The following is a 25782-nucleotide window of genomic DNA, read 5'->3' on the forward strand; positions in this document are numbered from 1 at the left end:
TTCAACCCGCGCCGGTTTATACAAAAAAATGATATAATCGTTCGCCATCGCCCGTCATTGCGAGGAGCGCATGCGACGAAGCAATCCATCTTTCCACGCGTGCGGAGAGATGGATTGCTTCGCTTGCGCTCGCAATGACGGCAGGTGAGAAGGAAACCCAGCTTGGAACTGCACCAGCTTCGCTGCTTCGTGGCGGCTGCCGAGGAACTGCATTTCGGCCGCGCCGCGCAGCGCCTCCAGATGATGCCCTCGGCGCTCGGCCGCCACATCAAGCTGCTGGAGGAGGATCTCGGGGTGCGGCTGTTCGCGCGCACCACGCGCGCGGTGTCGTTGACCGAGGACGGCGCTGTGCTGCTGCGCGAGGGGCGGGCGCTACTCGGCCGCGCCGAGGCGATCGAGAACGGCTTTCGCCGCCGGCTGCGCAAGCCGCAGGCGCGGCGCTTCCGGATCGGCGCGATCGACAGCGCCGCGGCCGGCCTGTTGCCGCCGCTGCTGCGCGACCTCCGCGCCACCCATCCGGACGTTGCCGTGCAGCTGCTGGAAGAGAAGACCATCCGGCTGCTGCCGAAGCTCTTGTCCGGCGCGCTCGACCTCGCGTTCGTGCGCCCGCCGGAGCGGCCCGACCGCCGCATCGAGTTCGTCGCGCTGCTGCAGGAAACCGCGGTGGTGGCGCTCTCGCACAAGCATGCGCTGGCGCGGCGCAAGCAGATCGTGCTGCCCGACATCGCCGATCAGCCCCTGATCGTACCGGAGCGCCGCTCGCGGCCGCACAGCCACGACCTCACGACAAAACTGTTCGACGAGGCTGGGCTGACACCGCGCATCCAGGAGATCGCCGACGAGAAGCAGACCATCGTCAACATGGTCGCAGCAAGGCTCGGGGTTGCCATCGTGCCGCGCTGGACCGCGCGGATGGCGATCCCGGGCGTCCGCTTTGTGCCGCTACGCCTCAAGCGTGGCAGCGCCGCCGGCCGCCTGCCGCTCGCCGCCGCCTGGCTGAAAGGCTCCCGCGACCCCGTCCGCGACCAGGTGATCGCGGTGCTGGAGGCGAGGTTGAAGAGTTACGCGCGCGAGGCGTGACGACGCCTCGTCGCCCTGGTCCGCTTCGCTGCACCAACGACCATCTTCTTGCGCAGGTGCGGCAGATGACGCGATGGGCTAAAAGGCGTGTCCGTCCTGCAGAGGACTCGCAAAGCAAGTGTCATATTGGCCTGCTAGCGATTCCGTCGCGGCTCGTTGTGCGCTTCGCGCGCCGGAAGCCGCCCGACGCTTCGCCGGCATTCTTTGACCGGAGGGATCATGCTTCGCATCGTCACGTGTCTGACGCTTTTGATTTCCCTTCATGCGGCCGCGGCACAGGACAGGGCCCCTGGCGCTTCATCGCAGCCCTATTTGGGAGGCTCAATAACGCCGCCGACCGATCTGCCGTCCGGGATCGGCAGTTATTGCATCTACGAAAACCTCATCTTCTCGATCGGCTCGCCGATGTGCGTCGGCAAGACGAGCTACGTATGTGCTCCCGCCACAAACGACGCGGAGCTCGGTCAGCGGGGGTATTGGTCGGCAAGACCAGCCGACCCGAAACTGACCGCGCCGGTGTGCCAGTAGACTGGCTCCCCGTCCTGCGGGTGCACAAGACTCGGACAATCTATGTCGCGAGAACGTCGTGGCAGGTCCTCGGCACCGTCTGAGATTGATTTGCCCCGTCATCCTGAGGTGCGAGCGCAGCGAGTCTCGAAGGATGCGCGGCCCGGCTGGTGGCCGTCGATCCTTCGAGGCTCGCCGAAGAGGCTCGCACCTCAGGATGACGGAATTGACAGCTGCGCGCTGATGATGGGTCCCGGCCTTCGCCAGGACGACGATGGAGAGTGCACGGGTCTGCTTTCGCCCGGTGCTGACAGCCGACGGTTCCATCGGGGTGGGTTTTGGCCGGCGCAGCCCGAATCTCCCCCGGATTTGCGGATCGGCCATGAGTTCCTCGTTTGTAGACTCGCGTTATGTTATAATATAACAACTTGGTCATGGCGCATACGCACACCCACGACCACGCCCACCATGGCCACGGCCATCCCCACGGGCACAGCCACGGCCCGCACGCCCATCCGGCCCAGGCCGCGCCCTGGTCGATCCTGCGCATGCCGGTGCCGGCCCGGCTGGCCGCGGCGCTCGCGGTCTCTGCCTGCCTGTGGGGCGTCGTCTGGCTGGCGATGAGGTGAACGATGGGGTCTCCGCTGGTCACCTTCCGCGACGTCACGCTCGGCTATGACCGCCATCCGGCGGTGCACCATCTCAACGGCGCGGTCGAGGCGGGCGCGCTGCTGGCCGTGATCGGCCCGAACGGCGCCGGCAAGTCGACGCTGTTGCGCGGCATCGCCGGCGTGCTGAAGCCGCTGTCGGGCGTGATCGATCTCGACGGGCTCGAGCATCGCGACATCGCCTATCTGCCGCAGTCCGCCGACATCGACCGTACGTTCCCGATCTCGGTGTTCGATTTCGTCGGCACCGGGCTGTGGCGCGCGACCGGCTTCTTCGGCGGCATCGGCAGGGCCGCGCGTGGCAAGATCCTGGCGGCGCTGGCCGCGGTCGGCCTCAACGGCTTCGAGAACCGGCCGATCGGCACGCTGTCCGGTGGCCAGACCCAGCGCATGCTGTTCGCGCGGGTGCTGCTGCAGGACGCCCGCCTGATCGTGCTCGACGAGCCGTTCAACGCCATCGACGCCAAGACCACCGCCGATCTGCTGGCGCTGGTGAAGCGCTGGAACGGCGAGGGACGCACGGTGCTGGCGGCGCTGCACGACCTCGACATGGTGCGCAACAATTTCCCGGAAACGTTGCTGCTGGCGCGGGGCCCGGTGGAATGGGGGCCGACCGCGGAGACGCTGACGGCGGACAATCTGACGGTCGCGATGCGGATGTGTGAGGCCTTCGACGACAGCGCCGCGGCCTGCGCCGCCGATCCGCGCTCACGGGCCGCCTGACGCCGATGCTATCCGACGCGCTGATCACGCCCTTCACCGAATTCGAGTTCATGCGCCGCGCGCTGGCGGCCGTGATCGCGCTGTCGCTCGGCGGCGCGCCGATCGGCGTATTCCTGATGCTGCGGCGGATGAGCCTGGTCGGCGATGCCATGGCGCATGCGATCCTGCCGGGCGCCGCGATCGGCTTCCTGCTGTCCGGGCTCAACCTGTTCGCGATGACGACCGGGGGCCTGATCGCGGGCTTTGCGGTGGCGCTGCTCGCGGGCCTCGTCGCCCGCACCACCGAGCTGAAGGAAGATGCGTCGCTGGCGACCTTCTACCTGGTCTCGCTGGCGCTCGGCGTTACCATCGTCTCCATCAAGGGCACCAATATCGACCTGCTGCATGTGCTGTTCGGCAACATCCTCGCGATGGACGACCAGACCCTGCTGGTGATCGCGTTCAATGCCACCATCACGCTCTTGGTGCTCGCGGTGATCTATCGCCCGCTGGTGATCGAATGCGTCGATCCGGTGTTCCTGCGCACCGTGAGCCGGGCCGGCGCGCCGGCACATCTCGCCTTCCTCGCGCTGGTCGTGGTCAATCTCGTCAACGGCTTCCATGCGCTCGGCACGCTGCTCGGCGTCGGGCTGATGATCCTGCCCGCCGGCATTGCACGGTTCTGGTCGCGCGACATCACCACCATGATCTGCATCGCGGTCGCGAGCGCGATGCTGTCGGGTTATGCCGGGCTTGTGCTGTCGTACCAGACCCGGATTCCTTCCGGCCCCGCGATCATCCTGGTCGCGGCCGGGCTCTACATTGTGTCGCTGCTGTTCGGCAATGTCAGCGGCCTGGTGCGGCAGCTGTTCCCCGGCCGCCATCTCGAGGCGTGAGGACGATGCGGCGGTTGTTCGGTCTGATTTGCTTGGCACTGCTGCTGGCGGGCGGCACGGCGCGCACTCAGGAGCGTGTCAACGTCGTCGCCAGTTTCTCGATCCTCGCCGACATGGTGCGCAATGTCGGCGGCAACGACGTCGACGTGGTGGCGCTGGTCGGGCCCGACGGCGACGCGCATGTCTATGCGCCGACGCCGGCGGATGCCAAGAGAGTCGCCGATGCCAGGCTGCTGGTCATCAACGGCCTCGGCTTCGAGGGCTGGCTGCCGCGGTTGTTGCAGGCCTCCGGCAGCAAGGCGCCGGTTGTGGTGGCAACCAAGGGGATCATGCCGCGGAAGATGGGCGGCCATGACGATCCGCATGCCTGGCAATCCGTCGCCAATGCGAAGATCTATGTCGTCAATATTCGCGACGGGCTGATCGCAGCGGCGCCTGACCGGGCCGGCGTCTTCAAGGCCAATGCCGACGCCTATCTGGCCAAGCTGGAGGCGCTCGACCGCGAGGTGCATGAGGCGCTGGGACGGGTACCGGAGGCGCGGCGCAAGGTGATCTCGACCCATGGCGCCTTCGGCTATTTCGCTGATGCCTACGGGGTCACGTTCTTCTCGCCGCAGAGTGTCTCCACCGATTCCGAGCCCAGTGCGCGCGATATCGCCGCCATCATCGCCCAGATCAAGGTTGCGAAAATTCCGGCAGTTTTTCTCGAAAATATCAGCGATCCCCGCCTGGTCGAGCGGATCGCCGCCGAGACCGGCGCCAGGGTCGGCGGGACCCTGTATTCGGACAGTTTGACGGGCGAAAAGGGCCAGGCACCCACTTACATTGATATGGTCAGGCACAATATAAAGGCCCTGACCAGCGCGCTCGCCAACTAGGGCAGGGGCCTCCCTGTCTGGCTGAGCGCCGACCAGCATGATCCGGAAAAGTGGGGTCCGGTTTTCCGATAAGATCATGCTCAAACAAAGAGTTCCTTTCGGAGTTGTTATGGCTGAAGCTTCGCAAAAAATTCCTGTGACCGTGCTGACGGGCTATCTCGGCGCCGGCAAGACCACGCTGCTGAACCGCATCCTGTCGGAGAACCACGGCAAGAAATACGCCGTCATCGTCAACGAATTCGGCGAGATCGGCATCGACAACGACCTCATCATCGGCGCCGATGAGGAAGTGTTCGAGATGAACAATGGCTGCGTCTGCTGCACGGTGCGCGGCGATCTCGTCCGCATCATGGACGGGTTGATGAAGCGCAAGGGCAAGTTCGACGCCATTATCGTCGAGACCACGGGCCTTGCCGATCCGGCGCCGGTCGCGCAGACCTTCTTCGTCGACGAGGACGTGCAGAAGAACGCCCGGCTCGATGCTGTCGTGACCGTTGCCGACGCCAAATGGCTGAGCGACCGCCTCAAGGACGCGCCGGAAGCCAAGAACCAGATCGCGTTCGCCGACGTCATCGTGCTGAACAAGACCGACCTGGTCTCCAAGCCCGAACTCGCCGAGGTCGAGGCCCGCATCCGCGGCATCAATCCGTACGCAAAACTGCACCGCACCGAGCGTTGCCAGGTCGGGATCACTGACGTGCTGGAGCGCGGCGCGTTCGACCTCGACCGCATCCTTGAGATCGAGCCTGACTTCCTCGAGGCCGGCGACGATCACGACCATGACCACGATCATCATGATCATGACCATCACCACCATCATCATGATCACGACCACGGCCATGGCCTGAAGCACTATCACGACGAGGACATGCAATCGCTGTCGCTGCGCTCGGAGAAGCCGCTCGATCCGACCAAGTTCATGCCCTGGCTGCAGAACCTCGTCGCCACCGAGGGCCAGAAGATCCTGCGCTCGAAGGGCATCCTTGCCTTCACCGGCGACGACGACCGCTACGTGTTCCAGGGTGTCCACATGATGCTGGAGGGCGACCACCAGCGGAAATGGAAGGATGGCGAGAAGCGCGAAAGCCGCGTCGTGTTCATCGGTCGCGAATTGCCGGAGCAGGCGATCCGCGACGGCTTCGAGCAGTGCATCACCACGTGATGAAAGAGTTCGATCCGGGCGAGGCCCCTTCTTCCATCGTTTCGATCACCGACCGCGTCAGGCAGCTTCCGCTTGGTGCTGCGGTCGGTTCGGTGCATTTCCTCGGCGACCGCGCGTTCTTCGTCGGTGCCGAGGAGAACGTCGCGATCGCGACTATCGACGGCGAGATCACGCGGACAGAGACGCATTTCGGCGCCATCCTGTGCGCGGCCTCCGACGGCAAGCGGCTCGTCACCGGCGGTGACGACGGCAAGCTGATCGCGATCGATGCCAAGGGCGAGACCGCTGTCATTACGACCGACGCCAAGCGGCGCTGGATCGACAATGTCGCCTTGCACGGCGACGGCACCGTGGCGTGGTCGGCGGGCAAGACTGCGTTCGTGCGCAATCCCAAGGGCGAAGAGAAAACCTTCGAGGTGCCGTCGACCGTCGGCGGGCTGGCGTTTGCGCCGAAGGGCCTGCGGCTTGCGATCGCGCATTACAACGGCGTGACCTTGTGGTTCCCCAACATGGCCGCCAATCCGGAATTCCTGGAATGGGCCGGCTCGCATCTTGCCGTGATGTTCAGCCCGGACAACAAATTCCTGGTCACCGCGATGCACGAGCCGGCGATGCATGGCTGGCGGCTCGCCGACAACAGGCATATGCGGATGAGCGGCTATCCCGGCCGCGTGCGCTCGATGTCATGGAGCGTCGGCGGCAAGGGCCTCGCGACCTCGGGCGCCGACACCGTGATCGTCTGGCCGTTCACCAGCAAGGACGGCCCGATGGGCAAGGAGCCGGCGATGCTGGCGCCGATGCCGGCCCGGGTCGCGGTGGTCGCCTGCCATCCGAAGAACGACATCATGGCGGTCGGCTATGCCGACGGCACCGTGCTGATGGTTCGGCTCGAGGATGGCGCCGAGATCCTGGTGCGCCGGAATGCCGGTACCGCGGTGTCCGCGCTGGGATGGAATGCCAAGGGCACGCTGCTCGCCTTCGGAACGGAAGATGGTGACGCGGGCATCCTGGAAATGTAAGAGATCGCTGCATCCACCCGGGACTGCAGCGTTATGCGATTTCTCACCACATTCCAGCTCGCCGACTTCCTCGACACGCTGGTCAGCCTGACGTCAGCCTTTGTGCTCGGCACGCTGATCGGGGCCGAGCGGCAGTACCGGCAGCGCACCGCGGGGCTGCGCACCAATGTGCTGGTCGCGGTCGGCGCGGCCGCCTTCGTCGACCTCGCGATGCATCTTGCGGGCGCCGACGGCGCGGTGCGGGTGATCGCCTATGTGGTGTCGGGGATCGGCTTCCTCGGCGCCGGCGTCATCATGAAGCAGGGCATGGACGTGCGTGGCCTCAACACCGCGGCGACGCTGTGGGCCTCGGCCGCGGTCGGCTCCTGTGCCGGCGCCGATCTGGTTGCGCAGGCGGCGGCGCTGACCGTGTTCGTGATCGCCGGCAACACGCTGCTGCGTCCGCTGGTCAACGCCATCAACCGCATCCCGCTGAACGAGAAGGCGCTGGAGGCGACCTATTACTTCAAGCTCGCGGTGACCCCCGAGGCGTTGCCCGACATGCGCGACCGCCTGGTCGAGAAGCTCGAGGCAGCGAACTATCCGGTCGCCGATGTCAACGTGGTCGAGGCCGGCGACGACTTCCTCGAGATCGTGGCGGAGCTGGTCTCGACCGCGGTCGAACCCAACGAGCTGAATGCCGTGGTGGTCGACCTGCAGCATCAGCCCGGCGTGCGGCACGCGACCTGGGAAATCAGCACAACGGATTGACGCGAGGTTCCCGCGCGGCTGCGCTCAGGAACCATGCGTCGGCCGGATCGTTGACCTCGCTGACAATCGCGGGTGAACGAGATGGCTGCGGATCGGACCAGGCTGCGAAACGACATGCTGATCGCGTCCACATTGGTGGCGGCGGGCGTTGCGATCGCAGCGCTGTCGATACACGCGATCAACGCCGGCCCGCCGCAGGAGATGGCGCAGGCAACGCAGCCGTTGCAGGCGACGCCTACGCCGGAGCCGCAGAAGACGACAGCGCCGGCCGAGTCGAAGCCGGGCGGCGAGCGGCCCACCACGCCGGCGCCGGAGCCGGCGCGTCCCGACGCTGAGGCGCAGAAGGCCGGGGCCAAGCCGGTGCTGCCGCCGGCGCCCGCCGAGAAGACCGCGCCACCGATCGAGAAGAAGTAGCCGCGAGCCGGTCCGTCGAGGACCTGCATTGTGACGCGCATTTGACTGATGCTGCCGATTATACGGTCTCGCCTCCGCCGCCCGCGCCCGCCATAATCCCTCGTCTTGCCAACGACAGATGGGGCCTTTCATGAAGATCGAGGACGTCCGGCGCACCGCCTATTCGATGCCGCTCACCAACCCGTCGTTTCCGCCGGGGCCGTACCGGTTCTTCGACCGCGAATATTTCATCATCACCTACAAGACCGACCCCGAAGCACTTGCGGCCGTGGTGCCGGAGCCGCTCGAGGTCGCCGAGCCTGTCGTGAAGTATGAATTCATCCGCATGCCGGACTCGACCGGCTTCGGCGACTACACCGAGACCGGGCAGGTGATCCCGGTCCGCTTCAGGGGCGAGGTGGGTGCCTATACCCACGCGATGTATCTCGACGACGAGGCCCCGATCGCCGGTGGCCGCGAGCTGTGGGGATTTCCGAAGAAGCTGGCGCGGCCCAAGATCGCGGTCGAGAGCGACGTGCTGGTCGGCTCGCTGCATTACGGCTCGGTGCTCTGCGCTTCCGCCACCATGGGCTACAAGTACCGCAAGGTCGAGCACGAGACGGTCCTGAACGCGATGAAGGCGCCGAACTTCATCCTGAAGATCATCCCGCATGTCGACGGCAGCCCGCGGATCTGCGAGCTGGTGCGCTTTCATCTCGACGACATCGTGCTGAAGGAAGCCTGGACCGGCCCCGCCGCGCTCGGCCTGTTTCCGCACGCGCTATGCGACGTCGCCCGCCTGCCGGTGCGCGAGGTGGTCTCCGCGCTGCACTACAAGGCGGACCTGACGCTCGGGCTCGGCTCGGTGGCGTTCGACTATATGGCGCGGTGAACGGCTGTCATTCCGGGTCTGGCCCTTCAGGCCATCCCGGAATGACGAGAGCCAGCCCCTCTCGCCGGCTACTGTGCATGGGGTTGTTTTCGAGATTTTGCCTGGAAGGCCTCTCAGCGCACCAGGATATTCTTGAACTGCCAGGGATCGCTGGTGTCGATGTCTTCCGGGAACAGTCCCGGACGATCCGTCAGCGGGGTCCAATCGGTGTAGAAACCCTTCACCGGGCCGAGATACGGCAGCTGGATCTCCAGCAGGCGATCGAAGTCCATCTCGTCGGCTTCGACGATGCCTTCGTTCGGGTTCTCCAGCGCCCACACCATGCCGCCGAGCACGGCGGAGGTCACCTGCAGGCCGGTCGCGTTCTGATAGGGCGCGAGCTTGCGGGTCTCTTCGATGGAGAGCTGCGAGCCGTACCAGTAGGCATTGTTGTCGTGGCCGAACAGCAGCACGCCGAGCTCGTCGATGCCATCGACGATCTCGTTCTCGTCGAGGATGTGGTGCTTCTCCTGCATCCTGGCTGCGCGGCCGAACATTTCATGCAGCGACAGCACGGCATCGTCAGCCGGATGATAGGCATAATGGCAGGTCGGCCGATAGATCGCCGTGCCCGATGCGTCGCGCACCGTGAAGTAATCGGCGATCGAGATCGACTCGTTGTGGGTGACGAGGAAGCCGTACTGCGCGCCGCGAGTCGGGCACCAGGTCCGCACGCGCGTGTTGGCGCCGGGCTGCATCAGATAGATGGCCGCGCCGCAGCCGGCCTCGTGGGTATGCGCATTCTCGGGCATCCATTTTTCATGGGTGCCCCAGCCGAGTTCGGACGGCTGCACGCCTTCCGACAGGAAACCTTCCACCGACCAGGTGTTGACGAAAACATCGGGCTCCTTCGGCGACTTGGAGCGCTGGGTGTCGCGCTCGGCGATGTGGATGCCCTTGACGCCGGCCTGCCGCATCAGGTCCGCCCATTCGGCCTTGGTCTTCGGCTTGGGAGCATTGAGCTTCAGATCGGCGGCGACATTGAGCAGCGCCTGCTTGACGAAGAACGAGACCATGCCGGGATTGGCGCCGCAGCAGGAGACGGCCGTGGTCGAGCCCGCGGGACGCGCCTTCTTGGCGGCCAGCGTCACTTCTCGCAGCGCGTAATTGGAGCGCGCCTCGGGACCCTTCGAGGAATCGAAATAGAAGCCGAGCCAGGGCTCGTTGACGGTGTCGATGTAAAGCGCGCCGACCTCGTTGCAGAGCTCCATGATGTCGGTCGAGCCGGTATCGACCGACAGATTGACGCAGAAGCCCTGGCCGCCGCCTTCGGTGAGCAGCGGGGTCAGCAACTCGCGATAATTGTCCTTGGTCACGGCCTGCTGGATGAACTTGACGTTCTGCTTCTCGCAATGTGCCTTGCGGCCCTCATCCTTGGGATCGATCACGGTGACGCGCGACTTGTCGTAATCGAGATGACGCTCGATCATCGGCAATGTGCCTTTGCCGATCGAGCCGAAGCCGATCATGACAATGGGGCCGGTGATTTTCGCGTAGATCTGCGAGGAGGGGCTCATCATTTTCTCCAGGAGAGTGCCTAGCGGCGGATAGAGTGGATCAGGGGGTACGTTGCTTCGCGGTGACTTCGATCTCGACCTTCATCTCGGGCTTGTAGAGCCCCGCGACGATCAGCAGCGTTGCGGCCGGGCGGATGTCGCCGAGAACCTCGCCGCAGACCGCGAAATGGGCTTCCACGTCACTGATGTCGGTGAGGTAGTAGGTCGCACGCACGATGTCGGCCATCGCAAAGCCTCCCTCTTTCAGGGCAGCCTCGATGGTCTTGAAGCAGTTCCGTGACTGGCTCGTGACATCTGATGGCATGGTCATCATGGTGTAGTCATAGCCGGTGGTTCCGGCGACGAAGGCGAAGTCGCCATCGATTACGGCGCGGCTATAGCCCGCGGTCTTCTCGAACGGCGAGCCGGTGGAAATCAGGCGGCGGGACATCTGGGACCTCGGCTGAAATGGCTTTGCGCGGGGTTTACGGGCATTTTTAGCGCCCGCGCAACCCCTTGGAGTTTGCCCCGGGATTCTGACCCGGCGGCCGCCGGTTAGTGGGACTGCAGCGTGGTGTCCGGCGGCGACGGCGGCGTGCCGGTCCAGCGCCGGATCAGGATGTCCCTGACGATCATGACCGAGATCAGGACCAGCATGACCGTGGTGACGAGGCCGCGCCAACGCGGGCGCGCGCCATCGGTTGCGGGAAGGTGCTCCGACATGGCCGCCGCCTTACGCCGCGTGCGGCACGGCGAACGGTGCCTTCCGGTTGCGGGTTGCCTTGGTCGTTGCCTTGATCTTGGGCAGCGGTGCGCCGGACGGCGAGATCATGCCCCATGCGCCGTCAAGCGCGCCCTCGACCAGCTCGAGGCCGAGCAGCCGGTCGCGCTCGAAAGCGCCGGGCAGCGACAGCTCGCCGGTCTTGCCGGCGGAGAAGCCGAAACGGGCGTAGTAGGGCGCATCGCCGAGCAGGATCACAGCCCCATGGCCGCGGGCCTTCGCTACGGCCAGCGCGCGCTGCGTCAGCGCGGCGCCGACGCCGAGGCCGCGGCAGTCGTCATCGACGGCCAGCGGCCCCAGCATCAGCGCGCTGCGGCCCCCCGCGCTGACGTGCCACAGCCGCACGGTTCCAACCAGCCGGCCGTCCTGGCGCACGGCCGCAAGGCTCAGGCCTTGGGCGGGCGCACGTCCGTCGCGCAGGCGCTGGCAAGTGCGGGCATGGCGGTTCTCGCCAAAGCAGGCATCCAGCAGCGCTTCGCGCGCGACGACGTCCGAGGCACGCTCCGCACGGATCGCGAACGGGGCGGCTTCCCGGATGAGGGCAACGGGGGTGTTCCGTTTTGCAGTCATGGCACGTCAGTCCCCGCTTGCAACGGCATGGCGTAAGCCGCGGCAAGCGTCGTTCAGGAAAATCAAAAATGATCGGGAAGGAGCCGGCGGGGCCGGCTCCCGGTTCATCAGGCCTCGAAAAGGAGGCGGCTTAGATGTGGTAGGTCTTCAGCGGCGGAATGCCGTTGAACGCCACCGACGAATAGGTCGACGTATAGGCGCCGGTGCCTTCGATCAGCAGCTTGTCGCCGATCTCGAGCGTCACCGGGAGCGGATACGGCAGCTTCTCGTACAGCACGTCGGCGCTATCGCAGGTCGGGCCCGCGAGCACGCACGGCGTCATGTCCGCGCCGTCATGCGGCGTGCGGATGGCATAACGGATCGACTCGTCCATCGTCTCGGCGAGACCGCCGAACTTGCCGATGTCGAGATAGACCCAGCGCACCTCGTCCTCGTCGCTCTTGCGCGAGATCAGCACGACCTCGGTCTCGATCACGCCCGCATTGCCGACCATGCCGCGGCCCGGCTCGATGATCGTCTCCGGGATCTGGTTGCCGAAATGCTTGCGCAGCGCGCGGAAGATCGACCGGCCATATTGCAGAACCGGCGGAACGTCCTTGAGATACTTGGTCGGGAAGCCACCGCCCATGTTGACCATGGTGAGGTTGATCCCGCGCTCGGCGCAGTCACGGAACACGGTCGACGCCATCGCCAGCGCACGGTCCCACGCCTTCACCTTGCGCTGCTGCGAGCCGACATGGAACGAGATGCCGCACGGCTCCAGCCCAAGGCGCTTGGCGAGGTCGAGCACCTCGACCGCCATCTCCGGATCGCAGCCGAACTTGCGCGACAGCGGCCACTCGGCGCCGGCGCAATCATAGAGGATGCGGCAGAACACCCTGGCGCCGGGAGCGGCGCGCGCGACCTTCTCGACCTCGGCGGCGCAATCGACCGCGAACAGGCGAATGCCGAGCGCGAAGGCACGCGCGATGTCGCGCTCCTTCTTGATCGTGTTGCCATAGGAGATGCGGTCCGGCGTCGCACCGGCGGCCAGCGCCATCTCGATCTCCGCGACGGTCGCGGTGTCGAAGCAGGAGCCGAGCGAGGCCAGCAGCGACAGCACTTGGGGCGCAGGGTTGGCCTTCACGGCGTAGAACACGCGGCTGTCCGGCAGCGCCTTCGCGAAGGTCTGGTAGTTGTCGCGCACGACTTCGAGATCGACGACGAGGCACGGCTCGGTGTCGAGACCATCCTGGCGGCGGTTGCGCAGGAATTCCTGGATACGTTCAGTCATGGCACTCTCCAACGGCCCCAGCGACGGGATCCGCATCAACGTGACGTCGGGTCAAAGCGCTTCGGCCACATCGCGCGATGGAGGCGCGTTGAGGCCAAGAGACTCAAACCAGACTGTGCTGCCGTGGATTGGTTGGGAGAGTTTCCCGCCCGCACACCTGGCAATGAAGGACAAGCCTTTTCAGTAGCCCGCGCCGGCGTTGGACTGCCGGTAGAGACCAAAAAAGCCCGATCCGTCGTTGCTTTAAGTCGCGTCCCCCGTTGAGAGCGGGGTGCGCCGGTTCGCCTCCGGCTGCCAGTCACGGTTGCAAAGAGTGGTGAGACCTTCAACGGCATCCCTGGAGAGAGATGCTGGCCGCCTCGTGTCCTGACGGACGTAAGCGACCCTCGGTTCTTCCACCCCTTGGCGGCTGTCCGGCCTCTTGTCCGGATACCTACCGACTGACACACGACCACAGGCACGTGCGAAATTGGGCAAGGCAGGAAATAAGTCTTTTGAATTCGCGGCGCAAGAATTTTTTTGCGATAGCGACAAATTTCCCTAACGCGTGCTTGCGATCTCGTGCGCAGCAGGCGTTGAAGATGAACGGCTGTTAAGAATGACTAACGAAGCGTGTGCGTTTTAGCCCTGTGCCGCAGCGCTTTCTTGAATCGCTTCAGCTCACGCGCGACGCGTGAACGGTTCGACGCGCTGAGCTGCGCGGATGAAGGCGATCATGATCAGGACGCCGACGCCGAACAGCGTGGCCTGCAGGATGTGTGCGCCGAGATCACCGAGCCCAAGCGCGATCGCGAGTGCCCAGCCGCCGGCGAAGGCCGCGCCGAACACTTCCGCGCCGATCAGGATCGCCGCCGAGATGACGGTGATGACGCTCGGCCAGGCGATGGCGCGGTTGCCTGAGGTGGAAGGCTGCATGGTCATGAAATAGGTCCTGTTCAGGGGGCGCAATCTCTCCGAAAAGTGCCCATCTATCAAGCGCAAAAGGCCCAAAAATGCCGTATCGCGTGATATAGATTGGGCCGCATTTTCAAGGCGAAAAACGGGACATTCGATGTCAGAAACCAGCGCAGAGGCTCAAGCCAACCCCCTCCTGAAGGCGTGGCAGACGCCGCTCGAGACGCCGCCTTTCGCCGAGATCAAGCCGGAGCATTTCCTGCCCGCCTTCGAGCAGGCCTTCGCCGACCATTCGGCTGAAGTGGCTGCGATCACCCACGATCCGGCGCTGCCCGACTTCGACAACACCATCACGGCGCTGGAGCGTTCCGGCAAGCTGCTGTCGAAGGTCTCGGCCGTGTTCTACGATCTGGTCTCGGCCCATTCGAGCCCGGCGATCCTGGAGATCGACAAGGAGGTGTCGCCCCGAATGGCGCGGCACTGGAATCCGATCATGATGAACGCTGTGCTGTTTGGCCGCATCGCCATGCTGCATGAAAAGCGCGCCTCGCTCGGCCTGACCGGCGAGCAGATGCGGCTCCTGGAGCGCACCTACACCCGCTTCCGCCGCTCCGGCGCCGGGCTCGACGACGCGGCCAAGGCCCGCATGGCCGAGATCAACGAGCGCCTCGCCCATCTCGGCACCTCGTTCAGCCACCATCTGCTCGGCGACGAGCAGGAGTGGTCCATGGAGCTCGGCGAGGGCGATCGCGCCGGCCTGTCCGACACATTTGTGGCGGCGGCCAAGGCTGCGGCGGAAGAGCGCGGCATGGCCGGCAAGGCGATCGTGACGCTGTCGCGCTCCTCGGTCGAGCCGTTCCTGCAGAGCTCGTCGCGGCGCGACCTGCGCGAGAAGGTCTACAAGGCCTTCACGGCCCGCGGCGACAACGGCAACGCCAACGACAACAATGCGACCATCGTGGAGATCCTCAGGCTGCGCGAGGAGACCGCGAAGATCCTGGGCTTCCCGACCTACGCCGCCTATCGCCTCGAGGATTCCATGGCCAAGACGCCGGAGGCGGTGCGCGGCCTGCTGGAGCGGGTCTGGAAGCCGGCGCGGGCGCGGGCGCTCGCCGACCGCGATGCGCTGCAGGCGCTGATCACCGAAGAGGGCGGCAATTTCACTTTGGCGGCCTGGGACTGGCGCTACTACGCCGAGAAGCTGCGCCAGGCCAAAGCCAATTTCGACGATTCCGCGATCAAGCCGTACCTGGTGCTCGATCACATGATCGAGGCCGCGTTCGATTGCGCCACCCGCCTGTTCGGCGTCACCTTCGCCGAGCGCAAGGACGTCCCGGTGTGGCATCCGGATGTGCGGGTCTGGGAGGTCAAGGGCCGCGACGGCCAGCACAAGGCGCTGTTCTACGGCGATTACTTCGCGCGGCCGTCGAAGCGCTCCGGCGCCTGGATGACTTCACTGCGCGATCAGCAGAAGCTCGACGGCGACGTCGCGCCGCTGGTCATCAATGTCTGCAACTTCGCCAAGGGCGCCGACGGCGCGCCGTCGCTGCTGTCGCCGGACGAAGCGCGGACCCTGTTCCACGAGTTCGGCCATGGCCTGCACGGCATGCTCTCCAACGTGACCTATCCGTCGCTGTCGGGCACCTCAGTGTTCACCGACTTCGTCGAGCTGCCCTCGCAACTCTACGAGCACTGGCAGGAGCGGCCCGAGGTGCTGCAGCGCTTCGCCCGCCACTACCAGACCGGAGAGGCGCTGCCCGACGACCTGCTCAAGCGCTTCCTCGCCGCGCGCAAGTTCAACCAGGGCTTTGCCACCGTGGAGTTCGTCTCCTCGGCGCTGGTCGACCTCGAATTCCACACCCAGCCGGCGGCGGCGAGCTGGGACGTCCGCGCCTTCGAGCAGAAGGAGCTGGAGAAGATCGGTATGCCCGCCGAGATCTCGCTGCGGCACCGGCCGACCCAGTTCGGCCACATCTTCTCCGGCGACCACTATGCGTCCGGCTACTACAGCTACATGTGGTCGGAGGTGATGGACGCCGATGCGTTCGGCGCCTTCGAGGAGGCCGGCGACATCTTCGATCCCGCGACCGCCAAGCGGCTGCATGACGACATCTATTCGTCGGGCGGCTCGCGCGATCCGGAGGAGGCCTATGTCGCGTTCCGCGGCCGCGAGCCCGAGCCGGATGCGCTGCTGCGCCGGCGCGGCCTGCTCGAGACGCCTGAGGCGGCCTGACGGTGCGGCAGCCCGTGAATCGCCTGGTCGCCTGGCTCGTGCTTGCGGTGTCCGTCGCGCTCGGCACGGCGGCCGCCGAGGCCCATCCGCATGTCTGGATCGTCGCCAAAAGCGAACTGATCTACGCGCCCGACGGCACCATCACCGCGGTCCGCCACGCCTGGACCTTCGACGACATGTTCTCGACCTATGCGCTGCAGGGCATCGAGGCCAAGGTGAAGGGGACCTACAGCCGCGAGGAGCTCGCGCCGCTGGCGCAGACCAATGTCGAGTCGCTGAAGGAATACGCCTACTTCACCTTCGCCAAGGGCGACGGCAAGAAGCAGAAGTTCACCGAGCCGGTCGACTACTTCCTCGAATACAAGGATTCGGCGCTGACACTGCACTTCACCCTGCCGGTGAAGACGCCGTTCAAGGCGAGGCAGCTCGCGCTCGAAGTGTTCGACCCGACCTACTTCATCGACTTCCAGTTCGCGGAGAAGGAGCCGGTCAAGCTGGTCGGCGCCGCTACCGACTGCAAGATGCAGTTCGAGCGGCCGAATAGTGACGGCACTGCCGCCGCGCAGAAGCTCGGCGAGCAGAACTTCCTCGACGGCGGCAACGCCAATTTCGGCATGATGTTCGCCAACAAGATCACGGTGGATTGTCCATGATGCCGATCGCCTCCCGCGCGATGCGTGGCCTTGCCATGTCCGCTGCGGTCTTGGTCGCAGTCGCGGTGCTCGACGGTGCGGTTCATGCGCTGCTGGCACAGAATCCGTTCGGCGCGCCGCGCGCGGCGGAGCCGCAGGGCGGCATTGTCGGCTGGCTGTTGGCAAAGCAGTCGGAGTTCTATCGCGAGATCTCGCAGGCGATCCGCGCCGCGAAATCCGACGGTTCGGCGGTCTGGACGCTGCTCGTGATCTCGTTTGCCTACGGGATTTTCCATGCCGCCGGCCCCGGCCACGGCAAGGCGGTGATCTCGTCCTATATGGTCGCCAATCGCGAGACCGCGCGGCGCGGCATCGTGCTGTCGTTCGCCTCGGCGCTGATGCAGTCGCTGGTCGCCGTTCTGATCGTCGGGGTCTGCGCCTGGCTGCTCAACGCGACGGCGAAGACCATGTGCGGGGCGGAGAAGGCGATCGAGATCGCAAGCTACGCGCTGATCGCAGCATTCGGCGCCCGGCTGGTCTGGGTCAAGGGCGGCGGCTTCTTCCGCGCGCTGCAGGCGCCGCGGCCGGCGCTGGCGATGGCCGGCGCGCATCATCACGACCACGGCCACCATGACCACGATCACCATGGCCATGATCACCATCATCGCCACGCGCATGACGATCATGGCCATCATCATCACGGCCACGGTCACGAGCATGACGCGCAGCACGTGCATGACGAGCATTGCGGCCATTCGCACGGGCCGACGCCGGCCGAGCTCGCCGGTCCCGGCGGCTGGCGGCGCGGCCTCGGCGCGATCCTGACCGTAGGAATCCGCCCGTGCTCGGGAGCGATCCTGGTGCTGGTGTTCGCGCTGGCGCAGGGCCTGTTCTGGGCCGGTATCGCCGCGACCTTCGTGATGGGGCTCGGGACTGCCATCACCGTGGCGGCAATCGCGCTGGTCGCGGTGTCGGCGCGCGGCCTGGCCGAGCGGCTGAGTGCGGCGCGCGACGGCGGCGGCACGGTGATCATGCGTGGCCTGGAGTTCGCCGCCGCGGGCCTCGTGCTGCTGTTCGGACTCGGGCTGTTGTTCGGTTACGTCGCGGCCGAGCGGGCGACGTGCCTGTAGGGCTCCACTCTACGTGATCCGTCACCCTGAGGAGCGCGTAGCGCGTCTCGAAGGGTCGACGGCCACCGGCCGGGCCGTGCATCCTTCGAGACGCGCTACGCGCTCCTCAGGATGACGGTGAGGGAGCAAACTGACGCTCAACTCGTCAGATAGCCCCTGATCGCCGGCAGCAGGAAGATCGCGATGTTGATCGCAAAGCCGATGCTCCAGAGGATCGAGCGCAGCGTCGGGCGGTTGCCGATATAGGTGAAGACGTAGGCGATCCGCACGATCAGGAACAGCACGGCGAGCTCGTCGATCAGCCGCAGCGGGCCGACGCGGAATTCGGCGAGCAGCACGGCGAAGGCGAAGAACGGGAAGGCCTCGATGCCGTTCTGGTGGGCGCCGAGCGCCCGCGAGCGGATCGGGTCGTCGTAGAAATCCGGATCGCGAGGTTTCGAATTGTCGAAACCGCGGATGCCGGCCCATTTCACCGATACGATCGTCAGCAGCGAGAGCAGCAGCGTCCCGAAGACGCACCATTCGGCGATCGTCATGGTTCCTCCCAGAAGCGTTTTCGAGCGAAGTGGGACCCGGTTCGCGTCAAGAAAACGCGTCAAAACAAAAGCTCTGCTTCGGGACGGGAACGTAGCCAACCGGCACTCGGCTTGACAAGGTTGGAGCAACGCGCGAAGCCCAAAGCCCCCAAGCGAAGGACTTCAGGCGCAAGGCCATCATGAGCACGGTGATCCCGTTCGAGAGCGCGAAGCCTGCCGCGGCGCCGAAGCCGGAGCGCGTCGGCGTGCTGCTGGTCAATCTCGGCACGCCGGATACGGCGGATGCCGCCGGCGTGCGGGTCTATCTAAGGGAATTCCTGTCCGATCCGCGGGTGATCGAGGACCAGGGCCTGCTTTGGAAGCTGATCCTCAACGGCATCATCCTGCGCGTGCGCCCGGCCCGCAAGGCGCAGGACTATCTGAAGATCTGGAACACCGAGAAGAACGAGTCGCCGCTGAAGACCATCACGCGCTCGCAGGCCGACAAGCTGGCGGAGGCGATCGCCGATCATGACCATGTCGTGATCGACTGGGCGATGCGCTACGGCAATCCGTCGATCAAGGAGCGCATCGAGGCGCTTGCGGCACAGGGCTGCGGCCGGCTGCTGCTGGTGCCGCTCTATCCGCAATATTCGGCGGCGACGTCGGCGACCGTCTGCGACGAGGCGTTTCGCGTGCTGGCCGGCATGCGCGCGCAGCCGATCCTGCGGGTGACGCCGCCTTACTACGATGATCCTGATTACATCGAGGCGCTCGCGGTCTCGATCAACGCGCATCTCGCGACATTGCCGTTCCAGCCCGAGATCATCCTCGCCTCGTTCCACGGCATGCCGAAGGAATATGTCGACAAGGGCGATCCCTATCAGGTGCAGTGCATCGCCACGACCAACGCGCTGCGCAAGCGGCTCGGGCTCGATCCTTCGCGGCTGATCCTGACCTTCCAGTCGCGCTTCGGCAATGCCGAGTGGCTGCAGCCCTATACCGACAAGACGGTCGAGAAGCTGGCCAGGGACGGCGTGCGGCGAATGGCCGTGGTGACGCCCGGCTTCTCCGCGGATTGCCTGGAGACGTTGGAGGAAATCGCGCAGGAGAACGCCGAGATCTTCCGGCACAATGGCGGCGAGCAGTTCGCAGCCGTCCCCTGCCTCAACGACAGCGACGGCGGCATGGACGTGATCCGCCAGCTCGTGCTGCGCGAGCTTCAGGGCTGGATCTGAGAATACCGGATCTGATTGTTAACGATCGGTGACGGCGGACGCGGCTATTCGCTCGCCCCTGGTAGTCGGACAGCAGCTTCCTATGTGCTAGGGAGAACAACAGCCGGCTGAACCGGCGAAGCGGTCCTGCCGACCAATGCACGACCGCGCTGGCGACGGTCTCGCTGGGCCCTGGAGGACTTCATGACTGGCTTCGACGTTTTCGCGATCGCATTTGTTCTTCTCGTCATCGTCACGCTGTTCGCCGGGATCAAGACCGTTCCGCAGGGCTTCGACTGGACCATCGAGCGGTTCGGCAAATACACCCGCACGCTGTCGCCCGGCCTCAATCTCATCGTGCCGTATTTCGATCGCATCGGGCGCAAGATCAACATGATGGAGCAGGTGATCAACATCCCCGAGCAGGAGGTGATCACCAAGGACAACGCCACCGTCACGGTGGACGGCGTCGCCTTCTACCAGGTGTTCGATGCCGCGAAAGCGAGCTACGAGGTTGCCAATCTCAACCAGGCTATCACCGTCCTGACCATGACCAACATCCGCTCGGTGATGGGCTCGATGGATCTCGACCAGGTGCTGTCGCATCGCGACGAGATCAACGAGCGGCTGCTGCGCGTGGTCGACGCCGCGGTGTCGCCGTGGGGCGTCAAGGTCAACCGCATCGAGATCAAGGACATCGTGCCGCCGGCCGACCTCGTCGAGGCGATGGGCCGGCAGATGAAGGCCGAGCGCGTCAAGCGCGCCGACATCTTGCAAGCGGAAGGTCAGCGGCAGTCCGAGATCCTGCGCGCCGAAGGCGCCAAGCAGGGCCAGATCCTCCAGGCCGAGGGCCGCCGCGAGGCCGCCTTCCGCGACGCCGAGGCGCGCGAGCGTCTCGCCGAGGCCGAGGCCAAGGCGACCCAGATGGTGTCGGAGTCGATCGCCAAGGGCGATGTCGCCGCGCTGAACTATTTCATCGCCGACAAGTACATCAAGGCGTTCGGCCAACTCGCGGAGTCGCCGAACCAGAAGGTCCTGATGCTGCCGATCGAGACCTCGAGCGTGCTGGGCTCGCTGGCCGGCATCGGCGAGATCGCCCGCGCCACCTTCGGCGAGAGCGCGGCATCCGCCACGGCCGCGGCCCGGCGCGGCGGCTCGGTGCCGCCGGCAGGTCCCACCCCGCCGCCGCCGGTGCCGCAGCGGTAAGGGTGTGATGGCATCGCGCACGCAATGATAGAGGTCACGTCATGGCCGAGATGTTTTCGACATTGGGTACCTGGAACTGGCTGATCTTCGGCTTCATCCTGATGGCGCTGGAGCTCGCGGCGCCCGGGGTGTTCCTGTTCTGGCTCGGGCTCGCGGCGCTCCTGGTCGGCCTGCTGTCGTTCGTGTTCACACCGTCCTGGCAGATGCAGCTCCTGATGTTCGCGGTGTTCGCCGCGCTCGCGGTACCGGCGTGGCGGCATTTCGCGAAGGGAGCCACCGAGGCGAGCAAGACCAACCCGTTCCTCAACCGCCGCAACGAAGCGCTGGTCGGCCGCGAATTCACGCTGGAGAGGCCGATCGTCGATGGATCGGGCACGGTGCGGATCGACGACACGGTCTGGCGCGTCGCCGGCCCCGATGCGCCGGCCGGCAGCCGGGTGAAGGTAGTCCGCGCCGACGGCGCCAGCCTGACGGTGGCCGCGGTCTAGCCCTTATCGAGCGACGCTCTTGCTTTCACCTCTCCCCGCCTGCGGGGAGAGGTCGGATCGCATCGTCAGATGCGATCCGGGTGAGGGGGTACAGGTCCCAACGATCGGCTCGCTCGCGGAGGGAGCCCCTCACCCCAACCCTCTAAGAGCGAGCTTCGCTCGTCTCGACCCGTAAGAACGGGGAGAGGGAGAAAATTAGAGCTTGCTCCAGCGCTCGGCGAAGCGGTTGAGCGGGGTGAAGGTCTGGAACAGCTCCCGGCCGAGCGCGGTGAGGCTGTAACCATCCTCCGTCAGCTCGACGAACCCCGACTCGCGCAGCTCGGTCAACCGCGTCTGCAGGATGGTCGGTGAGGCCTCGTCGCAGGCGGTGCGCAGCGCGCGCGAGGTCAGCGCGCTCTCGCGCAGCTCCCAGACGATGCGCAAGGTCCAGCGCCGCCCCAACAGATCGAGCAGCGCCATGATCGGGCGGCCGGTCCGCGAGCCGCGGACGCCGGGTCTTGCGGTCGGAGCCTGCTGCGCCATGTCGCGAATCCCTCTTCAATATCGCTTGCGCGAATCTCTCTTGCGGCGATCGCTACAGATATTGTAGCGTTTCGCTACAGTAAATGTAGCAACGAGATCAGCCCATGTCACGCATTGCGCCACTCGATCCGCCCTACGCGGCGGACGTTCAACAGCATTTCGACCGCATCATGCGCGGAAAGCCGCCGCTGGTGCTGTTCCGCATGATGGCGGCCCATCCGCGCGCTTGGGAGAAGTTCCGCGGCGGCGGCCTGCTCGACCGCGGGCCGCTGCCGTTGCGGGAGCGCGAGATCGTGATCGACCGCACCTGCGCGCTCAACAAATGCGAATACGAATGGGGCGTACATGTCACCGCGTTCGGCGCCGCCGCCGCCCTGTCGGAGCAGCAGGTCCACGCCACCGTGCGCGGTGCGGCCGATGCCGATTGCTGGTCGCCGGCCGAACAGGCGTTGATCGCCGCGGTCGATGCGCTGCATGCGCGCGCGACGCTGGATGATGCGGAATACGCGTCCCTGTCGGCGCATTACGACGACGATCAGGTGCTGGAGATCATCCTGCTGTGCGGCTTCTACCGCACCGTCTCCTACCTCGCCAACGCGCTGGCCCTGCCGCTGGAGGCGACGGCGGCAAGATTTCCGACATAACCGTCGTCATTGCGAGGAGCGAAGCGACGAAGCAATCCATGCCTCCGCAAGAGAAGAGATGGATTGCTTCGCGGAGCCTGTCATCGGGCGCGTGTTCGCGCGACCCGTTGGCTCGCAACGACGGAGCGAAGCGTGGCCTACGCCACGCCGGCGCGCAGCAGATCGTGCAGATGGATGATGCCGACCGGCTTCTTCGCATCGGTCACGATCAGCGTCGTGATCTTCGAGGCGTTGAGCAGCTCCAGCGCTTCGCCGGCCAGCGTGTCGCGGCCGATCGTCTTCGGGGTTTTGGTCATGACCTCGTCGACCGACAGCGTCAGCAGGTCAGCGCGCGTCAGCTGCCGGCGCAAATCGCCGTCGGTGACGATGCCGGCGAGATGGCCGTGGCGGTCGACGATGCCGACGCAGCCAAAGCCCTTGGATGTCATCTCGACCAGCGCGTCCGACATCTTGGTGCCGAGCGGCTTCAGCGGCAGCGCGTCGCCGCTGTGCATGAGGTCGCGGGCATATTTCAGCAGCGCGCCGAGCTTGCCGCCCGGATGCAGCACGCTGAAATCGGTCGAGGTGAAGCCGCGGCCTTCGAGCAGCGCGATCGCCAGCGCATCGCCGAGCGCCAGCATCATCAGCGAGGAGGTGGTCGGGGCGAGATTGTGCGGGCAGGCCTCGCGGGCCTTGGGCAGCGTCAGCTGCACGTCGGCCGCCTTGCTCAGCGTCGAGTCCTTGTCGGCGGTCATCGCGATCAGCGGGATGCCGAAGCGCGCGGCGTAGGCGATCAGGTTGCGCATCTCCGGCTGCTCGCCGGACCATGACAGCGCCAGGATCGCGTCGTCGGCCGTGATCATGCCGAGATCGCCGTGGCTCGCCTCGGCGGTGTGCACGAAGAAGGCCGGCGTGCCGGTCGAGGCGAAGGTCGCGGCGATCTTGCGGCCGATATGGCCCGACTTGCCGAGCCCGGTGACGATCAGCCGGCCCCTGGCCTTGCAGATCAGCTCGGCCGCCGCCGTGAACGCCGCGCCGAGGTCGGACTTAAGTGCCGCGGAGAGCGCAGCGACGCCGCTGGCTTCAGCATCGAGGGTGCGGAGCGCCGACTGAACGGCGCCGTCATCGGGGCCGGATGATTTGGTCATCAGCGGTTTCGGTTTGGCCATTTCGGATTCCAGGGGAGGGGTTTTGCACCCGGGTGTCTCCCTTAGCACGTTCGATTCCGCGATGCGACGCGCGGCGGCGGATCCTCAACGGCTCATTAACCATAATTGTTTTAACTCCATTAACGACGTTTTTCGCCGCCCGGCGAGATGCGTACGTCAAGTGCATGAATTCGTTGGGGTATTTCCATCGTGTGGCGGCGGCCAGCAAGCGGCCCAAATCGGCGCGGACGCCTCGTTCGCGTGGTCTTGCCATGCCTTTTGCCGACTGCTCTTGCGCTGAGCGCGACGACCGGGACCGCCAACGCCCAGACCGTGACGCCCGATCTGTTCAGCCCTAACCGGCAGAGCCAGATCGTCACCCAGGACTCGCCGCTGCGCCGGACCACGGCCGATGCCATGGATCCGCTCAACGGCCTGCAGCTGCCGGACGCCGATCCAAGCCGGCGTGCCTCGTCGTCGTCATCGCCGGAGCGCGTCGGACAGGTGCCGACCTATGGCCTGCCGGCCGCCAACGGCGCCGCGACATCCGGCTATGACTCGCTCAACCGGAAGCGCCTCAAGCCGAAATATTATCCGGGCCAGGCCAAGCCGAAGCCGCCGCCGGGACCGGGCTCGCCGGTGCCCACGCCGCCGCCATTGACCGCGGCCGGGCAATTGCGGCTGTCGATCCCGCCCTCGGAGACCGCCAGCAAGCCGCCGCTGCCGCCGGCGATGGCCGGCACCATCGTCGGCCAGCCGGCGCGCAGGCGGCTCAAGCTCGACGACGATCCGTTCGGTGCGGTCGGCGATTACGCCGGCTCGTTCATGGTCAAGACCGCGGTCGAGGTGATGGCGGGCTACGACACCAATCCGGGCCGCTTGAATTCGCCGCAGGGCAAGGCGTTCTACATGGTCGCGCCGGAATTCGTCGCGATGTCGGACTGGGAGCGTCACGCCGTCGTCGCCGATCTGCGCGGCTCGTTCACCGGCTACGGCTCCCAGCTGACGCCGATTGACGGCACGCCGTTGTCGGCGCCGCTCGACATCGATCGCCCGAGCTTCACCGGCCATATCGACGGCCGCATCGATGTCAGCAAGGACACGCATCTGACGGCGCAGGCCCGCATGCTGGTCTCGACCGACAATCCCGGCAGCCCGAACGTGCAGGCCGGCCTTGCCAAATATCCGCTCTACTCCACGGTCGGCGGTACCTTCGGCATCGACCAGCATTTCAACCGCATGCAGGTCTCGCTCGGCGCCACCGTCGACCGCACCGATTATCAGTGGTCGAAGCTGACCGACGGCACCTCGTCGTCGAACGACGACCGCAACTTCTCGCAATATGGCGGCATCGGCCGCGTCAGCTACGAGCTCAACCCGGCGGTGAAGCCGTTCATCGAGGTGCAGGGCGACAGCCGCGTCCACGATCTCTTCCTCGATCGCGCCGGTTACGCGCGCGATTCATCGGGCGGCTACGCCAAGGCCGGAACCTCGTTCGAGTTCACGCGGCTATTGTTCGGCGAGGTCTCGATCGGCTATGCGATGCGCGACTATGCCGACACGCGGCTCAACCGGCTCGAGGGGCTGCTGACCACGGCCTCGCTGACCTGGACCGCGACGCCGTTGACCACGGCGAAATTCTATTCCGACACCCAGCTCGGCGAGACCACGCTGCCCGGCACCTCCGGCGTGCTGTCGCGCACCTACACCGTCGAGGTCGACCACGACTTCCGCCGCTGGCTGACCGCGATCGGCAAGTTCACCTACGGCACGCTCGAGTACAAGGGCGACAACCGCAACGACACCATCTACTCGGTGTCCGCCGACCTGATCTACAAGATGACCCGCAGCCTTTGGATCAAGGGCACCATCCGCCGCGACTGGCTGGATTCGAACCTCGCGGGACAGAGCTCGGCATCGACGGTGGTGATGCTCGGCGTGCGGGTGCAGAATTAGCGGCGAGGATGCGCAAGCCGCATCTCAATGAGGTGTCGTGCCCCGCGAAGGCGGGGCACCCGGTACGCTGCGGCCTCTCCGTTCAAGCCCTGACGTCTCTGGAATACTGGAT

28 protein-coding genes are annotated in these 25782 nt (G+C 65.7%); 19 read left to right on the forward strand and 9 right to left on the reverse strand.

The genetic code is table 11. The annotated features are described in order from the left end of the window. Nucleotides 1-162 precede the first annotated feature (162 nt). From XH92_RS06055 to XH92_RS06105, 11 genes are all read left to right on the forward strand, one after another. Entirely contained in the window at nucleotides 163-1080 is a 918-nt protein-coding gene (locus XH92_RS06055) for a LysR family transcriptional regulator (protein WP_194458427.1), read from the forward strand. A gap of 219 nt (nucleotides 1081-1299) precedes the next feature. Further along, a complete protein-coding gene (locus tag XH92_RS06060; protein ID WP_194458428.1) occupies nucleotides 1300-1608 on the forward strand; it encodes a hypothetical protein in 309 nt (102 codons plus the stop codon). Nucleotides 1609-2021: 413 nt separating this feature from the next. After that, entirely contained in the window at nucleotides 2022-2216 is a 195-nt protein-coding gene (locus XH92_RS06065) for a hypothetical protein (protein WP_194458429.1), read from the forward strand. 3 nt (nucleotides 2217-2219) lie between these two features. Further along, the gene (locus XH92_RS06070) at nucleotides 2220-2978 is read left to right on the forward strand and encodes a metal ABC transporter ATP-binding protein (protein WP_194458430.1); all 759 of its coding nucleotides are present in this window, start codon (nucleotides 2220-2222) and stop codon (nucleotides 2976-2978) included. Nucleotides 2979-2983: 5 nt separating this feature from the next. Continuing rightward, nucleotides 2984-3853, forward strand: a complete 870-nt coding sequence (locus XH92_RS06075) for a metal ABC transporter permease (RefSeq protein ID WP_194458431.1) — start codon at nucleotides 2984-2986, stop codon at nucleotides 3851-3853. A 5-nt stretch (nucleotides 3854-3858) separates the two neighbouring features. Next, complete coding sequence (locus XH92_RS06080; RefSeq protein ID WP_194458432.1) at nucleotides 3859-4731, forward strand: metal ABC transporter substrate-binding protein; 873 nt, start codon at nucleotides 3859-3861, stop codon at nucleotides 4729-4731. Between the two features lie 109 nt (nucleotides 4732-4840). Then, complete coding sequence (locus XH92_RS06085) at nucleotides 4841-5893, forward strand: GTP-binding protein (RefSeq protein WP_194458433.1); 1053 nt, start codon at nucleotides 4841-4843, stop codon at nucleotides 5891-5893. Next, nucleotides 5893-6912, forward strand: coding sequence for a WD40 repeat domain-containing protein (locus XH92_RS06090; RefSeq protein WP_194458434.1), 1020 nt, complete (start codon nucleotides 5893-5895; stop codon nucleotides 6910-6912). Before XH92_RS06085 ends, XH92_RS06090 begins: the two co-directional genes overlap by 1 nt. Before the next feature lie 33 nt (nucleotides 6913-6945). Then, the gene (locus XH92_RS06095) at nucleotides 6946-7662 is read left to right on the forward strand and encodes an MgtC/SapB family protein (RefSeq protein WP_194458435.1); all 717 of its coding nucleotides are present in this window, start codon (nucleotides 6946-6948) and stop codon (nucleotides 7660-7662) included. An 81-nt stretch (nucleotides 7663-7743) separates the two neighbouring features. Then, nucleotides 7744-8076, forward strand: coding sequence for a hypothetical protein (locus tag XH92_RS06100; RefSeq protein ID WP_194458436.1), 333 nt, complete (start codon nucleotides 7744-7746; stop codon nucleotides 8074-8076). A gap of 130 nt (nucleotides 8077-8206) precedes the next feature. Next, nucleotides 8207-8947 carry an acetoacetate decarboxylase gene (locus tag XH92_RS06105; protein ID WP_194458437.1) on the forward strand — a complete coding sequence of 247 codons (741 nt, stop codon included), beginning with the start codon at nucleotides 8207-8209 and terminating at the stop codon, nucleotides 8945-8947. Nucleotides 8948-9060: 113 nt separating this feature from the next. Here XH92_RS06105 and XH92_RS06110 read toward each other — a convergent pair whose 3' ends face one another. The 6 genes from XH92_RS06110 to XH92_RS06135 form a co-directional block, all read right to left on the reverse strand. Continuing rightward, nucleotides 9061-10503, reverse strand: coding sequence for a homospermidine synthase (locus tag XH92_RS06110; RefSeq protein ID WP_194458438.1), 1443 nt, complete (start codon nucleotides 10501-10503; stop codon nucleotides 9061-9063). 40 nt (nucleotides 10504-10543) lie between these two features. Beyond that, on the reverse strand, nucleotides 10544-10933 hold the full coding sequence (locus tag XH92_RS06115; RefSeq protein WP_194458439.1) for a RidA family protein: 390 nt from the start codon (nucleotides 10931-10933) through the stop codon (nucleotides 10544-10546). Nucleotides 10934-11037: 104 nt separating this feature from the next. Further along, the gene (locus tag XH92_RS06120) at nucleotides 11038-11205 is read right to left on the reverse strand and encodes a hypothetical protein (protein WP_194458440.1); all 168 of its coding nucleotides are present in this window, start codon (nucleotides 11203-11205) and stop codon (nucleotides 11038-11040) included. Nucleotides 11206-11215: 10 nt separating this feature from the next. Continuing rightward, entirely contained in the window at nucleotides 11216-11833 is a 618-nt protein-coding gene (locus XH92_RS06125) for a GNAT family N-acetyltransferase (protein ID WP_194458441.1), read from the reverse strand. 130 nt (nucleotides 11834-11963) lie between these two features. Then, nucleotides 11964-13106, reverse strand: a complete 1143-nt coding sequence (locus XH92_RS06130; RefSeq protein WP_194458442.1) for a type III PLP-dependent enzyme — start codon at nucleotides 13104-13106, stop codon at nucleotides 11964-11966. A 660-nt stretch (nucleotides 13107-13766) separates the two neighbouring features. Beyond that, a complete protein-coding gene (locus XH92_RS06135; protein WP_371817955.1) occupies nucleotides 13767-14027 on the reverse strand; it encodes a hypothetical protein in 261 nt (86 codons plus the stop codon). 130 nt (nucleotides 14028-14157) lie between these two features. Here XH92_RS06135 and XH92_RS06140 point away from each other — a divergent pair, with 130 nt between their 5' ends. The 3 genes from XH92_RS06140 to XH92_RS06150 are packed head-to-tail and all read left to right on the forward strand — an operon-like array spanning nucleotide 14158 to nucleotide 17995. Further along, nucleotides 14158-16233 (forward strand): M3 family metallopeptidase, encoded by a 2076-nt coding sequence (locus XH92_RS06140; RefSeq protein ID WP_194458443.1) that lies wholly within the window; start codon nucleotides 14158-14160, stop codon nucleotides 16231-16233. A gap of 14 nt (nucleotides 16234-16247) precedes the next feature. Beyond that, complete coding sequence (locus tag XH92_RS06145; protein ID WP_194461131.1) at nucleotides 16248-16886, forward strand: DUF1007 family protein; 639 nt, start codon at nucleotides 16248-16250, stop codon at nucleotides 16884-16886. After that, nucleotides 16883-17995 carry a nickel/cobalt transporter gene (locus XH92_RS06150; RefSeq protein ID WP_371817956.1) on the forward strand — a complete coding sequence of 371 codons (1113 nt, stop codon included), beginning with the start codon at nucleotides 16883-16885 and terminating at the stop codon, nucleotides 17993-17995. The genes XH92_RS06145 and XH92_RS06150 overlap by 4 nt, the downstream gene beginning before the upstream one ends. Before the next feature lie 137 nt (nucleotides 17996-18132). Here the strand turns inward: XH92_RS06150 and XH92_RS06155 are convergent, their stop codons facing one another. Then, on the reverse strand, nucleotides 18133-18531 hold the full coding sequence (locus XH92_RS06155) for an MAPEG family protein (RefSeq protein WP_097676667.1): 399 nt from the start codon (nucleotides 18529-18531) through the stop codon (nucleotides 18133-18135). Between the two features lie 179 nt (nucleotides 18532-18710). Between XH92_RS06155 and hemH the strand changes: the two genes are divergently transcribed. The 3 genes from hemH to XH92_RS06170 all read left to right on the forward strand — a co-directional run bounded on the left by hemH (nucleotide 18711) and on the right by XH92_RS06170 (nucleotide 21421). Beyond that, nucleotides 18711-19748, forward strand: coding sequence for a ferrochelatase (gene hemH / locus XH92_RS06160; RefSeq protein ID WP_194458445.1), 1038 nt, complete (start codon nucleotides 18711-18713; stop codon nucleotides 19746-19748). A 183-nt stretch (nucleotides 19749-19931) separates the two neighbouring features. Next, entirely contained in the window at nucleotides 19932-20933 is a 1002-nt protein-coding gene (locus XH92_RS06165) for an SPFH domain-containing protein (RefSeq protein ID WP_194458446.1), read from the forward strand. Nucleotides 20934-20974: 41 nt separating this feature from the next. Next, nucleotides 20975-21421 (forward strand): NfeD family protein, encoded by a 447-nt coding sequence (locus XH92_RS06170; protein ID WP_194458447.1) that lies wholly within the window; start codon nucleotides 20975-20977, stop codon nucleotides 21419-21421. A gap of 195 nt (nucleotides 21422-21616) precedes the next feature. Here XH92_RS06170 and XH92_RS06175 read toward each other — a convergent pair whose 3' ends face one another. Beyond that, complete coding sequence (locus XH92_RS06175; protein ID WP_194458448.1) at nucleotides 21617-21943, reverse strand: helix-turn-helix domain-containing protein; 327 nt, start codon at nucleotides 21941-21943, stop codon at nucleotides 21617-21619. 104 nt (nucleotides 21944-22047) lie between these two features. On the opposite strand from XH92_RS06175, the gene XH92_RS06180 reads away from it, so the two are divergent. Then, nucleotides 22048-22587: a carboxymuconolactone decarboxylase family protein gene (locus tag XH92_RS06180; protein WP_194458449.1), complete on the forward strand. Its 540-nt coding sequence runs from the start codon at nucleotides 22048-22050 to the stop codon at nucleotides 22585-22587. Nucleotides 22588-22724: 137 nt separating this feature from the next. Here the strand turns inward: XH92_RS06180 and XH92_RS06185 are convergent, their stop codons facing one another. Beyond that, on the reverse strand, nucleotides 22725-23735 hold the full coding sequence (locus tag XH92_RS06185; RefSeq protein ID WP_194458450.1) for an SIS domain-containing protein: 1011 nt from the start codon (nucleotides 23733-23735) through the stop codon (nucleotides 22725-22727). Nucleotides 23736-23924: 189 nt separating this feature from the next. On the opposite strand from XH92_RS06185, the gene XH92_RS06190 reads away from it, so the two are divergent. After that, nucleotides 23925-25670: an outer membrane beta-barrel protein gene (locus tag XH92_RS06190; protein ID WP_194458451.1), complete on the forward strand. Its 1746-nt coding sequence runs from the start codon at nucleotides 23925-23927 to the stop codon at nucleotides 25668-25670. The last annotated feature ends 112 nt before the right edge of the window (nucleotides 25671-25782 follow it).

This window comes from Bradyrhizobium sp. CCBAU 53421, from assembly GCF_015291625.1.
GTDB lineage: Bacteria > Pseudomonadota > Alphaproteobacteria > Rhizobiales > Xanthobacteraceae > Bradyrhizobium.

Excerpts from the sequence above, each read along its gene's own strand:
- XH92_RS06060 (WP_194458428.1), top strand. The coding sequence starts at position 1,300 with ATGCTTCGCATCGTCACGTGTCTGACGCTTTTGATTTCCCTTCATGCG.
- XH92_RS06065 (WP_194458429.1), top strand. The coding sequence starts at position 2,022 with ATGGCGCATACGCACACCCACGACCACGCCCACCATGGCCACGGCCAT.
- XH92_RS06070 (WP_194458430.1), top strand. The coding sequence starts at position 2,220 with ATGGGGTCTCCGCTGGTCACCTTCCGCGACGTCACGCTCGGCTATGAC.
- XH92_RS06075 (WP_194458431.1), top strand. The coding sequence starts at position 2,984 with ATGCTATCCGACGCGCTGATCACGCCCTTCACCGAATTCGAGTTCATG.
- XH92_RS06080 (WP_194458432.1), top strand. The coding sequence starts at position 3,859 with ATGCGGCGGTTGTTCGGTCTGATTTGCTTGGCACTGCTGCTGGCGGGC.
- XH92_RS06085 (WP_194458433.1), top strand. The coding sequence starts at position 4,841 with ATGGCTGAAGCTTCGCAAAAAATTCCTGTGACCGTGCTGACGGGCTAT.
- XH92_RS06090 (WP_194458434.1), top strand. The coding sequence starts at position 5,893 with ATGAAAGAGTTCGATCCGGGCGAGGCCCCTTCTTCCATCGTTTCGATC.
- XH92_RS06095 (WP_194458435.1), top strand. The coding sequence starts at position 6,946 with ATGCGATTTCTCACCACATTCCAGCTCGCCGACTTCCTCGACACGCTG.
- XH92_RS06100 (WP_194458436.1), top strand. The coding sequence starts at position 7,744 with ATGGCTGCGGATCGGACCAGGCTGCGAAACGACATGCTGATCGCGTCC.
- XH92_RS06105 (WP_194458437.1), top strand. The coding sequence starts at position 8,207 with ATGAAGATCGAGGACGTCCGGCGCACCGCCTATTCGATGCCGCTCACC.
- XH92_RS06110 (WP_194458438.1), bottom strand. The coding sequence starts at position 10,503 with ATGAGCCCCTCCTCGCAGATCTACGCGAAAATCACCGGCCCCATTGTC.
- XH92_RS06115 (WP_194458439.1), bottom strand. The coding sequence starts at position 10,933 with ATGTCCCGCCGCCTGATTTCCACCGGCTCGCCGTTCGAGAAGACCGCG.
- XH92_RS06120 (WP_194458440.1), bottom strand. The coding sequence starts at position 11,205 with ATGTCGGAGCACCTTCCCGCAACCGATGGCGCGCGCCCGCGTTGGCGC.
- XH92_RS06125 (WP_194458441.1), bottom strand. The coding sequence starts at position 11,833 with ATGACTGCAAAACGGAACACCCCCGTTGCCCTCATCCGGGAAGCCGCC.
- XH92_RS06130 (WP_194458442.1), bottom strand. The coding sequence starts at position 13,106 with ATGACTGAACGTATCCAGGAATTCCTGCGCAACCGCCGCCAGGATGGT.
- XH92_RS06135 (WP_371817955.1), bottom strand. The coding sequence starts at position 14,027 with ATGACCATGCAGCCTTCCACCTCAGGCAACCGCGCCATCGCCTGGCCG.
- XH92_RS06140 (WP_194458443.1), top strand. The coding sequence starts at position 14,158 with ATGTCAGAAACCAGCGCAGAGGCTCAAGCCAACCCCCTCCTGAAGGCG.
- XH92_RS06150 (WP_371817956.1), top strand. The coding sequence starts at position 16,883 with ATGATGCCGATCGCCTCCCGCGCGATGCGTGGCCTTGCCATGTCCGCT.
- XH92_RS06155 (WP_097676667.1), bottom strand. The coding sequence starts at position 18,531 with ATGACGATCGCCGAATGGTGCGTCTTCGGGACGCTGCTGCTCTCGCTG.
- hemH (WP_194458445.1), top strand. The coding sequence starts at position 18,711 with ATGAGCACGGTGATCCCGTTCGAGAGCGCGAAGCCTGCCGCGGCGCCG.
- XH92_RS06165 (WP_194458446.1), top strand. The coding sequence starts at position 19,932 with ATGACTGGCTTCGACGTTTTCGCGATCGCATTTGTTCTTCTCGTCATC.
- XH92_RS06170 (WP_194458447.1), top strand. The coding sequence starts at position 20,975 with ATGGCCGAGATGTTTTCGACATTGGGTACCTGGAACTGGCTGATCTTC.
- XH92_RS06175 (WP_194458448.1), bottom strand. The coding sequence starts at position 21,943 with ATGGCGCAGCAGGCTCCGACCGCAAGACCCGGCGTCCGCGGCTCGCGG.
- XH92_RS06180 (WP_194458449.1), top strand. The coding sequence starts at position 22,048 with ATGTCACGCATTGCGCCACTCGATCCGCCCTACGCGGCGGACGTTCAA.
- XH92_RS06185 (WP_194458450.1), bottom strand. The coding sequence starts at position 23,735 with ATGGCCAAACCGAAACCGCTGATGACCAAATCATCCGGCCCCGATGAC.